Origin of the sequence: Pantoea sp. E2023-21, assembly GCF_051302795.1 — a bacterium.
GTDB classification, from domain to species: domain Bacteria; phylum Pseudomonadota; class Gammaproteobacteria; order Enterobacterales; family Enterobacteriaceae; genus Pantoea; species Pantoea ludwigii_A.
This window is the reverse complement of sequence record NZ_CP195344.1, coordinates 3249802-3262544: the sequence shown is the minus strand read 5'-3', so window position 1 is coordinate 3262544 and position 12743 is coordinate 3249802. Positions and strand designations below refer to the sequence as shown.

12 protein-coding genes and 1 pseudogene are annotated in these 12743 nt (G+C 54.5%); 8 read left to right on the top strand and 5 right to left on the bottom strand.

The annotated features are described in order from the left end of the window. Window positions 1-8 precede the first annotated feature (8 nt). The 3 genes from recF to dnaA form a co-directional block, all read right to left on the bottom strand. The gene (gene recF, locus ACRQ84_RS15360) at window positions 9-1094 is read right to left on the bottom strand and encodes a DNA replication/repair protein RecF (protein WP_064738295.1); all 1086 of its coding nucleotides are present in this window, start codon (window positions 1092-1094) and stop codon (window positions 9-11) included. A 99-nt stretch (window positions 1095-1193) separates the two neighbouring features. Beyond that, window positions 1194-2294: a DNA polymerase III subunit beta gene (gene dnaN / locus ACRQ84_RS15355; protein ID WP_064738296.1), complete on the bottom strand. Its 1101-nt coding sequence runs from the start codon at window positions 2292-2294 to the stop codon at window positions 1194-1196. A 5-nt stretch (window positions 2295-2299) separates the two neighbouring features. Next, window positions 2300-3706: a chromosomal replication initiator protein DnaA gene (gene dnaA / locus ACRQ84_RS15350; protein ID WP_064738297.1), complete on the bottom strand. Its 1407-nt coding sequence runs from the start codon at window positions 3704-3706 to the stop codon at window positions 2300-2302. Window positions 3707-4308: 602 nt separating this feature from the next. Between dnaA and rpmH the strand changes: the two genes are divergently transcribed. From rpmH to ACRQ84_RS15320, 6 genes are all read left to right on the top strand, one after another. Then, on the top strand, window positions 4309-4449 hold the full coding sequence (rpmH, locus tag ACRQ84_RS15345) for a 50S ribosomal protein L34 (RefSeq protein WP_003849659.1): 141 nt from the start codon (window positions 4309-4311) through the stop codon (window positions 4447-4449). Window positions 4450-4463: 14 nt separating this feature from the next. Beyond that, window positions 4464-4823 (top strand): ribonuclease P protein component, encoded by a 360-nt coding sequence (rnpA, locus tag ACRQ84_RS15340; RefSeq protein ID WP_034830013.1) that lies wholly within the window; start codon window positions 4464-4466, stop codon window positions 4821-4823. Beyond that, window positions 4787-5044 (top strand): membrane protein insertion efficiency factor YidD, encoded by a 258-nt coding sequence (yidD, locus tag ACRQ84_RS15335; protein ID WP_007893564.1) that lies wholly within the window; start codon window positions 4787-4789, stop codon window positions 5042-5044. Before rnpA ends, yidD begins: the two co-directional genes overlap by 37 nt. A gap of 2 nt (window positions 5045-5046) precedes the next feature. After that, entirely contained in the window at window positions 5047-6693 is a 1647-nt protein-coding gene (gene yidC, locus ACRQ84_RS15330; protein ID WP_064738298.1) for a membrane protein insertase YidC, read from the top strand. Between the two features lie 84 nt (window positions 6694-6777). After that, entirely contained in the window at window positions 6778-8142 is a 1365-nt protein-coding gene (gene mnmE, locus ACRQ84_RS15325; protein ID WP_483816495.1) for a tRNA uridine-5-carboxymethylaminomethyl(34) synthesis GTPase MnmE, read from the top strand. 230 nt (window positions 8143-8372) lie between these two features. Further along, the gene (locus ACRQ84_RS15320) at window positions 8373-8963 is read left to right on the top strand and encodes a malonic semialdehyde reductase (protein ID WP_483816494.1); all 591 of its coding nucleotides are present in this window, start codon (window positions 8373-8375) and stop codon (window positions 8961-8963) included. A gap of 42 nt (window positions 8964-9005) precedes the next feature. Here ACRQ84_RS15320 and ACRQ84_RS15315 read toward each other — a convergent pair whose 3' ends face one another. Continuing rightward, entirely contained in the window at window positions 9006-9515 is a 510-nt protein-coding gene (locus ACRQ84_RS15315) for a flavin reductase family protein (RefSeq protein WP_483816493.1), read from the bottom strand. A gap of 293 nt (window positions 9516-9808) precedes the next feature. On the opposite strand from ACRQ84_RS15315, the gene ACRQ84_RS15310 reads away from it, so the two are divergent. Next, window positions 9809-10555 carry a 4'-phosphopantetheinyl transferase family protein gene (locus ACRQ84_RS15310; RefSeq protein WP_064738303.1) on the top strand — a complete coding sequence of 249 codons (747 nt, stop codon included), beginning with the start codon at window positions 9809-9811 and terminating at the stop codon, window positions 10553-10555. A 27-nt stretch (window positions 10556-10582) separates the two neighbouring features. On the opposite strand, the gene ACRQ84_RS15305 is transcribed toward ACRQ84_RS15310, so the two are convergent. Next, window positions 10583-11896, bottom strand: coding sequence for an NCS2 family permease (locus tag ACRQ84_RS15305; protein WP_483816492.1), 1314 nt, complete (start codon window positions 11894-11896; stop codon window positions 10583-10585). A gap of 152 nt (window positions 11897-12048) precedes the next feature. On the opposite strand from ACRQ84_RS15305, the pseudogene yieH reads away from it, so the two are divergent. After that, window positions 12049-12709: pseudogene (gene yieH, locus ACRQ84_RS15300) on the top strand (6-phosphogluconate phosphatase). The last annotated feature ends 34 nt before the right edge of the window (window positions 12710-12743 follow it).

Below are 12743 nucleotides of genomic sequence, written 5' to 3'. Positions count from 1 at the left end.
TCGCTCATTTAATCTTCAGGTTGAACCACTATTTTACCCTGTTCCACGCGGAACATCTTGCCCTTTTCATCACTCATGTCGATTACATGCTCGACACCAATGGCGCTGACAAATACTTGAGCCTGCGTGGCTTTTAGGCGTTCAGCTAACAGCCGACGACGGGTGTCATCCAGCTCTGAGGCAAAGTCATCAATCAAATACAAACAGCGTCGTCCGCTGCTGCGCGTCAGGTATTCTCCCTGCGCTAAGCGCAGCGCGCACATCAGCAGTTTTAACTGGCCGCGTGAGAGTAAATCTTCCACCGGCGTACCCTCGGCACGAATGCGAAAATCGGCTTTATGCGGGCCGCTAGCGGTGTAGGTGAGCGCACGATCGCGCTCGAAATTGCGTTCCAGCAGTTCGGCGTAGTCGCTCTCTTTGTCCCAGCCGCGCTGGAAAGAGAACGTCAACGCAAACTCCGGTAAAAATTGGCCGCAGGTGGCGATGATCTCGCGGGAGATCGCGGCGCTATATTCGGCGCGCCAGGCGCTGATCTGTTCAGCCAGCGGCACCAACTCTTGATCCCACGGACGAATTTGGCTGTAGCGTGTTACCTGACGCAGCGCCGCATTGCGCTGCTTCAATAAGCGACGCAAATTGCTCCAGGCATGGAAAAAACCCGGCGCGGCGTGAAAACAGCCCCAATCGATGTAGGCGCGTCGATATTTCGGACCGCCATTGAGCAACGTAAAGCCTTCCGGCGTAATGAGCTGCATCGGTAACAGCTGCGCCAACTCCGCCACTTTGTGGCCATCGCTGCCATCAATACGCACTTTGCTGTCGCCGGCGCGATTCTTGGTCAGACCAACCGACATTTCGCGTTCGCTGCCTTCAATGCGACCGTGCAGCACAAAGGCGTCCTGATCGTGACGAATCACGCGGCCAGCTTGCAAACTGCGAAACGCGCGGCCATGCCCCAGCGTATAAATCGCCTCCAGCACGCTGGTCTTGCCGCTGCCGTTGGCACCGACAAGGAAATTAAAGCCGGGCGCTAACGTCAGATCGGCTTGTTCGATATTACGAAAATCTTTAATCAGGAGGCGGGTTAAAGCCATGAGGTGTTCCGGGATGAAGCCATTCGGGATGTTGTAGGGGAGCCATTAATGGCTCCCAGGATGGTGCGAACATTGGCCAGGTCGGCATAAATGCCGACCCTACAAGCGCATCGGCATAACAACATACGCTGCGGCTGGACTTGCGACGTCTTCAATCTGCACACTTGATACGCCATCAGTCAGCAGCAAACGCACATTCTCGCACTTCAGTGCATTCAACACATCCAGCACGTAACTGACGTTGAAACCAATCTCCAGATCGGTGCCGTTGTAAGAAACATCCAGCATCTCTTCGGCTTCTTCCTGCTCGGGGTTATTTGCCGTAATTTTGAGTTGATTTTCGGTGATATAGATGCGAACACCGCGGAATTTCTCATTTGAAAGAATTGCCGCACGCGCAAACGCCTGTTTTAAAATATCACAGCCCGCTTCCAGCGCCTTGTCGGGATTCTTCGGCAATACGCGGCGATAATCCGGGAAACGGCCATCAACCAGCTTGGAAGTAAAGATGAAGTCGCCAACGTGTGCGCGAATATTGCTGCTACCAATCTGCACCTGCAGCGGCGTTTCGCCGCCGTCGAGCAAACGCATCAGCTCAATCACCCCTTTACGCGGTACGATCACCGAATGGTTTGGCAGCGCCTGACCAATTGGCATTGAACAGACGGCGAGGCGGTGACCATCGGTCGCAACGGTACGCAACTCTTCACCTTCGGTTTCGAACAGCATACCGTTGAGGTAATAACGCACATCCTGATGCGCCATTGAGAATTGCGTCGCTTCGATCAGGCGTTTCATCGTTGCCTGTGGCAAGGTGAATTCCACCTCGCTCTGCCAGTCATCCAGATTCGGGAAATCGCTGGCTGGCAGCGTTGATAGCGAGAAACGGCTGCGGCCAGAACGCACCAGCATTCTGTCGCCTTCCAGCGTCAGGCTGATTTCCGCGCCTTCCGGCAAACCACGGCAAATATCGAGGAATTTACGCGCGGGAACCGTGGTGGCGCCCGGCTCGTGTGGCTGCGTCAGCGCAACACGAGCCACCATTTCCATTTCCAGATCGGTACCGGTCAAGCGCAGCGAGCCTTCGCTGACCTGCAGCAGTAAATTTCCCAGGATCGGCAGCGTTGGGCGTCCGCCAAGGGGACCGCTAACCTGTTGCAGTGGCTTCAGTAACTGCTCACGTTCTACAATAAATTTCATATGCGTCAGGAAGATAGTGTTCGAATGAGGTTAGAGAAATCTTCTTTGATGTCGTGGCTCTCTTCGCGCAACTGCTCGATTTTACGGCAAGCGTGAAGCACGGTGGTATGATCGCGGCCGCCAAACGCATCGCCAATTTCTGGCAAACTGTGGTTGGTGAGCTCTTTCGCCATCGCCATCGCCATCTGGCGCGGACGCGCTACCGAACGCGAACGGCGTTTCGACAGCAAATCCGCCACTTTGATTTTGTAATACTCGGCCACCGTCTTCTGAATATTATCAATGGTGACCAACTTCTCTTGCAGCGCCAACAGATCGCGCAGCGCTTCGCGCACGAAATCGATGGTAATGGCGCGACCGGTAAAGTTCGCGTTCGCAATCACGCGGTTCAGCGCGCCTTCCAGCTCTCGCACGTTGGAACGCAAACGCTTAGCAATAAAGAACGCCACTTCGCCCGGCAGACGAATGTCGTTTTCATCGGCTTTCTTCATCAGGATCGCGACGCGCGTTTCCAGTTCAGGCGGCTCGATCGCCACGGTTAATCCCCAGCCAAAACGCGATTTCAGGCGGTCTTCTACGCCGTTGATCTCTTTTGGATAGCGATCCGAAGTCAGGATGATTTGTTGATTGCCTTCCAGCAGCGCGTTAAACGTATGGAAAAACTCTTCCTGTGAACGCTCTTTATTAGCAAAAAATTGGATGTCATCGATCAGCAGCGCATCAACCGAACGGTAATAGCGCTTAAACTCTTCAATCGCGTTATTTTGCAAGGCTTTAACCATGTCCTGCACAAAACGCTCAGAGTGCATATACACCACTTTGGCATTGGGCTTGCGTGCAATGATGCCGTTACCCACCGCGTGCAACAGGTGAGTTTTACCCAGGCCGGTGCCGCCATAAAGGAAAAGTGGGTTGTAAGCGCCACCAGGATTATCCGCCACCTGACGTGCCGCCGCGCGCGCCAGTTGGTTCGATTTACCTTCAACGAAGTTATCGAAGTTATGACGGTTATTCACATTGGAGCGGTAAGTTACATCGGCTGGCGCAGGCACTGAATCCCAGCTTGGACGCAGAATTTGCGTTGGCGCGGGACGATTTTCAATCGGTGCAGGCGCGCTGTAATTGGAAGTGGCCATCGCCGGTTGGCTGGTGGTCATCTGTGCGGCAGGACGCGTGCCGACTTCAAAACGCAGTAACGGCACATTTGCACCGCAGAACTCATTCAGCAGCCCATTGATACTATTGAGATATTTATCTCTAACCCAGTCGAGTACAAACCGATTTGGTGCATACAAGGTCAGCGTATTGTCGTTCAATTCAGCTTGCAGCGGACGAATCCACATGCTGAATTCGGTGGCAGGAAGCTCATCCTGCAAACGGGCAAGACACTGTTGCCAAAGCGTAAGTGACACGGCGGACTCCACTCGTACAAAATCGATAAGAATTTTAGGCGCTAATAAATAGAAACGTAATTTTTAGACACAGACGGTTGGAAAGCGCCTGCGACCGCTATTCGCGGTAGTCTTCCCCGGCGATCGCAGTGAGGATCGTCAGCGGAAGGGCGGATCATAACGTAAAGCCGCACAGAGATCTTCCCTTTCTACACAGTTTTGATCCAATTTATCCACAGGCTGCTGAAGCGATAATGAGTTTACGCTTTCTGCGAAAAAAGCCAGCGTTAATGTGGCTGAAAGCGGTATTTTTTCTGGCGAGCTCTCGTTTCTGCGCAACAAATCTGCAATTTGATCGCAAGAAGATCCTGCGCGATCCTTGCGCTTTAACCCACAGCCCGTATAATTCCCCACCCGGCATTATTGCGTGAAGCCTTGATGCCCGGAATCAGCGGGCTGTATCTGGGTTTCCAGGTGCCGCGACCAGCGAAGTGAATTGACTCTGGACTGTACAATTATTACAATCCCGCCTCTTTATTAAAGACACATTGAGGCGTTGGTCGATTTACTGGCCCGAAAACGCGTCACCCAGTGAAAATTTTCAAGTTTAGGTAGAAATCGCCATGAAACGCACTTTTCAACCGTCCGTACTGAAGCGCAACCGTTCACACGGTTTCCGTGCTCGTATGGCAACAAAAAATGGTCGTCAGGTTCTGGCACGTCGTCGTGCTAAAGGCCGTTCTCGTCTGACCGTTTCTAAGTAATAAAGCTAACCCTCGTGGTTAAGCTCGCATTTCCCAGGGAGTTACGTTTGTTAACTCCCACTCATTTCACTTTCGTCTTCCAGCAGCCACAAAGAGCCGGTACGCCGCAAATTACCATACTCGGCCGACTTAACTCGCTGGGGCATCCCCGCATCGGTCTCACCGTCGCAAAAAAACATGTAAAACGCGCCCATGAACGCAACCGGATCAAGCGATTGACCCGCGAAAGCTTTCGTCTGCGTCAACATGAGCTGCCTGCGATGGATTTTGTGATCGTGGCTAAAAAAGGGATTGCTGACCTGGATAACCGTGCGCTGACGGAAGCGTTGGAGAAACTATGGCGTCGTCACTGTCGCCTGGCTCGCGGCTCCTGATTGCCCTGATACGCGTTTATCAACGCGCCATCAGCCCACTGCTGGGACCTCATTGCCGGTTCCATCCCACCTGTTCGCAGTATGGGATTGAGGCCTTACGCCGCTTTGGCGTTGTAAAAGGCAGTTGGTTGACGATAAAACGCGTATTAAAATGCCACCCTTTGAACCCGGGTGGTGACGATCCTGTGCCGCCAAAAACCTTTGATACCAGAGAACATTAACGATGGATTCGCAACGCAATCTCTTTCTCATCGCTTTTCTGTTCGTGTCTTTTATGATCTGGCAAGCCTGGCAGACGGACCACGCTCCGCAGCCACAGCAAACCCAGACCACGCAAAACACAAGCAGCGCAGCGGGTGATGCCGCCACTTCCGGCGTGCCGGCTAGCGGACAGGGCAAAACGATCACCGTTAAGACAGATGTCCTGTCACTCAACATCAACACGCGCGGTGGCGATATTGAGCAGGCTCAGCTGCTGACTTACCCGGACAAACTGGGTTCAGATGCACCGTTCCAGCTGCTTGAGACCACTCCAGCATTCGTTTATCAGGCGCAGAGCGGCTTAACCGGTCGCAACGGTCCGGATAACCCGAACAACGGCGCACGTCCGCTGTATACCACGTCGCAAGATAGCTTCGTGATGGCGGATGGCCAGAGCGAGCTGCGCGTGCCGCTGACCTGGACCGGTGAAAACGGCGTGGTTTACACCAAGACTTTCGTCTTCAAGCGCGGTGAGTATGCGGTAAACGTTGACTACAACATCAACAACACCACCCAGCAGCCGCTGGAAGTGTCGATGTTTGGTCAGTTGAAGCAGACCATCGAGGTGCCTAAGCACCGCGATACCGGCAGCAACAACTTCGCTCTGCATACCTTCCGTGGCGCAGCGTACTCAACCAGCGATGCGAAATACGAAAAATATAAATTCGACACCATCGCGGATAATGAGAACCTGAACGCCACCACCAGCAATGGTTGGGTGGCGATGCTGCAACAGTACTTTGCTACCGCCTGGGTGCCACGCACACAGGGTAACAACACGCTGTACACCAGTAATCTCGGCAATGGTATCGCGGCAATTGGCTATAAATCTGCACCGGTTACCGTTGGCGCAGGCGCACAGCAAGATCTTGGCGCAACGCTGTGGGTAGGCCCGGAAATTCAGGATCAGATGGCCGCTATCGCGCCTCACCTGGATCTGACCGTGGATTACGGCTGGTTGTGGTTCATCTCTCAGCCGCTGTTTAAGCTGCTGAAGTTCCTGCACAGCTTCATCGGTAACTGGGGCTTCTCCATTATCGTTATCACCTTCATCGTTCGTGGCATCATGTACCCGCTGACCAAAGCGCAGTACACCTCCATGGCGAAGATGCGTATGCTGCAGCCGAAGATTCAGGCGATGCGTGAGCGTTTAGGCGATGACAAGCAGAAGCAGAGCCAGGAGATGATGGCGCTGTATAAAGCGGAGAAAGTGAACCCGCTGGGCGGCTGCTTGCCACTGGTTATCCAGATGCCAATCTTCCTGGCCTTGTACTACATGCTGTCCGGCTCGGTTGAACTGCGTCATGCACCGTTCATTCTGTGGATTCATGACCTGTCTGCGCAGGACCCGTACTACATTCTGCCGATCATCATGGGTATCACCATGTTCTTCATTCAGAAGATGTCACCGACTACCGTGACCGATCCGATGCAGCAGAAGATCATGACTTACATGCCGGTTATCTTTACCGTGTTCTTCCTGTGGTTCCCGTCAGGTCTGGTGCTGTACTACATCGTCAGCAACCTGGTAACCATTCTCCAGCAGCAGCTGATTTATCGCGGCCTGGAAAAACGTGGTTTGCATAGCCGCGACAAGAAGAAAGCGTAACGTCTGACTGCCTTCAGCAGTAGCGTATAATTCAGGGGCGGCATTTATGTCGCCCTGTTTTTTTGTTTTGAGAAAAGGTGAATCATGAGCCACAGCGACACCATCGTTGCCCAGGCGACGCCTCCCGGACGTGGCGGCGTCGGCATTCTGCGTATCTCCGGCGCTAAAGCCGCTGAGGTGGCGCAAGCCGTGCTTGGCAAGCTGCCAAAACCGCGTTATGCCGATTATCTGCCCTTCACCGATGCCGATGGCAGCGTGCTCGATCAGGGCATCGCGCTGTGGTTTCCTGGGCCGAACTCCTTTACCGGCGAAGATGTGCTGGAGCTGCAAGGCCACGGTGGACCGGTGATTCTCGACCTGCTGCTCAAACGCATCGTGGCACTGCCCGGCTTGCGCATTGCGCAGCCCGGTGAATTCTCGGAACGCGCCTTCCTCAACGACAAGCTCGATCTGGCACAAGCCGAAGCGATTGCCGATCTGATCGATGCTAGTTCGGAACAAGCCGCCCGCTCTGCGGTGAACTCGCTGCAGGGCGCATTTTCCCTGCGCATCAACGCGCTTGTGGAAGCACTTACTCACCTGCGCATCTATGTAGAAGCGGCAATCGACTTCCCGGATGAAGAGATCGATTTCCTTTCCGACGGCAAAATTGAAGCGCAGCTCAATGTGGTGATCGGCGACCTTGATGGCGTGCGTGCCGAAGCGCGGCAAGGCAGCCTGCTGCGTGAAGGAATGAAAGTGGTGATTGCTGGTCGCCCTAATGCCGGAAAATCGAGCCTGTTGAACGCCTTAGCAGGACGCGAAGCGGCAATTGTGACCGATATCGCCGGTACGACGCGCGACGTATTGCGCGAACACATCCATATCGACGGCATGCCGCTGCATATCATTGATACCGCCGGTTTACGTGAAGCCAGTGATGAAGTGGAACGCATTGGTATCGAACGCGCCTGGCAGGAGATCGAGCAGGCCGATCGCGTGCTGTTTATGGTCGATGGCACCACAACGGATGCCACTGAAGCCGTCGCCATTTGGCCAGATTTTGTCTCGCGTTTACCGGATGCGCTGCCAATTACCGTAGTACGCAATAAAGCGGATATGACTGGCGAAGTCCTTGGCCTGACTGAAGTGAACGGTCACTCACTGATTCGTCTCTCGGCGCGAACCGGTGAAGGCGTAGAAGCGCTGCGCGATCACCTGAAACAGAGCATGGGGTTTGCCGGCAATATGGAAGGTGGATTCCTGGCACGCCGTCGCCATCTGCAAGCGCTGGAGTTAGCGGCTACTCACCTGCAACAGGGAAAACATCAGTTATTAGGCGCGTGGGCCGGTGAATTACTGGCGGAAGAGTTACGTTTAGCGCAGCAGGCACTGAGCGAAATCACCGGCGAATTCACCTCCGACGATCTGCTGGGCAGAATCTTCTCCAGTTTCTGTATTGGTAAGTAATCGCCCATTCCACGGTCGCCATAAATCACGATCCCACAGCGAATTAGCGCGGTTTTCGTAGGGTGCGCATTCATGCGCACCTGACTCCCACTAAACATGCGTCTTTGTTATTTGGCTCCCCTTTCGCTTTGCAGTATAACGATCACTGCCCGGCGAACAGGTCCTGTCGGGTACATCCACTATTCATGCTAGATATTGGGCGCAAGTTGCGGCCTGAACAGGAGAGAAACATGAGTACAACGCTCGACAGCGTGGCGCTGAATGCGCTGTTCAATGACGCCCGCACCCACAGTTACTGGCAGGACAAACCGGTTTCACCGGAGTTGCTGCAGCAGCTCTACAATCTGACCGCGCTCGGCCCAACCTCCGCGAACTGCTCGCCAAGCCGTTTTGTCTTTGTGACTTCACAGGAAGGCAAAGAGAAACTGAAACCAGCGCTCTCTTCGGGCAACGTTGATAAAACCATGGCCGCACCGGTGACGGTGATCGTGGCGTGGGATCCAGAATTCTACGAAGCGCTGCCGAAGCTGTTCCCGCACGGCGATGCGCGCAGCTGGTTCACCAGCAGCCCGGACCTGGCAAAAGAGACCGCGTTCCGTAACAGCAGCTTGCAGGCAGGGTATTTGATTCTGGCGGCACGTTCGCTGGGCTTGGATGCGGGCCCGATGTCCGGTTTCGATCCGTCAAAAGTGAACGAAGCCTTCTTCAGCGAGAGCAAATGGCAGGTTAACTTGCTGATCAATCTGGGATATGGCGAAGCCAGCAAACTGCATCCGCGTCTGCCGCGTTTGGGCTTTGATGAAGCCAGCAAATTTGCCTGATTGAGAGCAGGGCGTCGCGCAGGACGCCCCTTTCCTGCGCGGTTATCCCAGTGAATGGAAGCCGCTGTTGAAGTAGATCATCGGCTCTGCCGCTTCACCAGGCAGAGCGATGCCAACAATCCGCGCCAGCAGCACGCTGTGCGTGTTCCACTCCACCACTTTCTCCAGCTGGCAATCAAAGCTCACCAGCGCATCAGCCAGAATCGGCGAGCCGGTATTCAGCGTCTGCCACGCACCGTTTTGAAAACGCTCGGCGCGACGTGAGGATTGGCTGAACTGGGCACACAAGTCGTCATGCTGCTCACGCAGCACGTTAACGGCAAAATGGCCAGCTGCGATAAAGGCATCATGACTGGACGCGCTGCGATTGACGCACACCAGCAGACTGGGTGGCTCAGCGGCCAGCGAACTGACCGAGGTCGCAATCAGCCCCAGCTTTTCGCCCTGAAATTCAGTGGTAACCAGAGAAACACCCGCGGTTAAGCGACGCATGCCGTGACGAAACTCATCAAGAGAGATCGATTCCTGGCGAGTAATAGCGGTAACTGACATAAAAAACTCCGACGTGCATGCTTCTGATGCGCACGATTGGCAGATGAATGAATTGGTTAGCGCACTTCAATGTGCCTTTTTACTGTCCAAATCCTACACCACATCAGGCCGTTCAGCACCCGTTCAGCGATGAATCTGCAAAAGCGTTCTATGCAAAGTTGCTAAATGGGATTGCCGTACGGCTTCGTCCTTATCTGAAATATCACCTATTCCATCTTAAGCCGGATGCAAACCCATGAGAAAATTCTTACAATAGCGCTGATGATTATTCGACCATTTTCACGGAGCGACAGATGGCTAGTCATTTTGTACGTTGGATAGGTAATCCGCCCTTTTCTTCCGAGAACATGCGGGTGCCACAGGAAGTGATTCATAGCGCTCAGCGCTTCGCTGACAAGCGTCGCGGACGCTTTCTTGCCGCACGCGAGTTGCTGGCTCAGCTGATGCTGCGCGTCTACGGCATTCGCGAACTCCCCGCGCTGATGACCACCAGCAGCGGACGTCCCTGTTTTGCCGATGCCAACCTGCCCGATTTCAGCATTTCCTACGCCGGAAATACTATCGGTGTGCTGCTGGCCGAAGAAGGCGGTCGCGCCGGGCTGGATATGGAAATTGTGCGCGCGCACAGTCGTCAAACGCAGGACATGTTAACGCAGGATCTCTCCTCCGGCGAAAAAGCCTGGATCAACGCGCAGCAGGATTTCATGGAAGCGCTGACGCAAATCTGGACGCTACGCCAAAGCATTCTCAAGCTCACCGGTGAAACCAATAGCGGTATTGATTCACTGCGTTTGCATCCTGCGGCCGGACGGCTGCGCTCCACCGTATTTCCTGATATTCAGGCGGTGTGTGATGCCGAACCCACGCTGGTGTGGTCGTGCGCGCTGTCGCCCGGCACTGAACGCTTACACTTGTGGGAGATTGATGGCGCGCAGCAATGGCAAGCGCTGCGCGATGTCGAGATAAGCAAACCCAATATTGGCCCGCGCACCCTGCGCCTGACCAGCCTGGTCGCACCGCAAGAGATGGGACATCTGTAAAAAAGGCCGCTGAAGCGGCCTTTTCGTTTAGTGAGCGTCGATAAAGACGATTTTTAGCACGAACAACAGTGCAACCACCACCACACACGGGCTGATTTCACGCCAGCGACCGGTTCCCAACTTCATCACGCAGTAAGAGATAAAGCCCAGCGCGATACCTTCGGTGATCGAGAAGCTGAAGGGCATCATTGCCGCAGTAACGAATGCCGGCACCGCTTCGGTGAGATCATCCCACTGCACGCGTGACAGCGACGCCGTCATCAACACACCAACGTAAATCAGCGCACCTGCCGCCGCATAAGAGGGCACCATCGCCGCCAGCGGTGACAGGAACATCACCAGCAGGAACAGCATCCCCGTGATCACCGCCATCAAGCCGGTACGACCGCCGATCGCCACGCCAGATGAGCTTTCAATGTAGGCCGTCACCGATGAGGTACCGATCAGCGAACCGGTCACCGAACTGATGCTATCGACGTACAGCGCCTGCTTCATGCGCGGGAAAGTGCCTTTCTCGTCGGTGAGGCCAGCTTTATCGGTCACGCCAATCAGCGTGCCAGAGGAGTCGAACAGGTTGACCAGCATAAATGAGAAGATCACACCCGCCATACCGATGTTGAACGCGCCTTTAATATCGACCTGCCCCACAACGGAAGTGATAGCAGGCGGAGCCGCGAACACGCCGCTGAATTTCACATCGCCAATCATCAGGCCGAGCGCGGTTGTTACCACAATCGATACCAGCACCGCTGCATGGATGTTGCGCGAAGCCAGAATCGCGATGATAAAGAAACCGAGCGCTCCGAGCAGCACACTGTGCGAGGTTAGATTGCCAACGGCAACAATCGTGTCAGCGTTCGGCACGATGATCCCGGCATTTTTCAGTCCCATCATGGCGATAAACAGGCCGATACCGGCGGTGATGCCAACGCGCAGGCTCAGCGGAATATTGGCAATCATCCAGTAGCGCACGCGCAGCAGGGTGAGGATCAACAGACCCAGCGCGCCCCAGAAAATCGCGCCCATGCCAATCTGCCACGAATAGCCCATCGCACCGACCACCACAAAGGCGAAGAAGGCGTTCAGGCCCATCGCTGGCGCCAATGCCACCGGCAAGTTCGCCACCAGGCCCATCAGGATGCTGCCGAACGCGGCAATCAAGCAGGTAGTGACAAACACTGCCTGCGTATCCATGCCCGCCACACCGAGAATTTGCGGGTTAACAAAAACGATGTACACCATCGTCAGGAAAGTCGTGCAACCGGCAATCACTTCGGTGCGCACGGTGGTTCCGTGTTCCTGCAGTTTGAAGATCCGCTGCAAAAGGCCCTGATTTATCATTCCACTGTTCCGATGAAAAATTTTATCGCCGCGTATCGTATAGAGTTTAGCGCGGCAAAACACTGATTTTTCGCAACCGGTTGCTCAGGGTCGCTTTCTGCGCTCAGTGCGCTAGAGTGTCAGCTTATTGTTTAACAAAAGGATGATGTGCGATGTCGGTTGAATGTATTTTTTGATTGCGACGGCACGCTGGTCGACAGCGAAGTGATCTGTACGCAATCTTACGTCAACACCTTTGCCCGCTACGGTATTGAATGCTCTCTACAGCAGATGTTTGAGCAGTATAAAGGGGTCAAGCTTTACGACATCATCCGCGATGTTGCGGCAGCACATCAGGTTGAGTTGCCGCTCGAAGAAGTGGAAGCCGCCTATCGCGCCGAAGTGGCGCGATTGTTTGATCTCGATTTGCAGCCGATTACCGGTGCCAAAGCGCTGGTGGAGCGCGTGAAAGTGCCGATGTGCGTGGTTTCAAACGGTACGGTTAAGAAGATGCAACATTCGCTGGGATTAACCGGCATGCTGCCGTATTTCGAAGAGAAGCTGTACAGCGGTTATGACATTAACCACTGGAAGCCAGATCCAGAGCTGATGTATCACGCCGCCGAGCAGATGCAGGTGCCGATTGAGAAGTGCATTCTGGTGGATGATTCCGAGGCAGGCGCACGCGCGGGCATCGCGGCCGGGATTCCGGTGTTTTACTACTGCGCCGATGCGCACAATCCTGAGTTAGATCATCCGCTGGTGACGCGCTTTGACGATATGGCGCAATTGCCGGATCTGTGGCGTGCGCGCGGCTGGGATTTGGTGGGATAGTGCGGTGTTCAGCCAGGTCGGCATAAATGCCGAC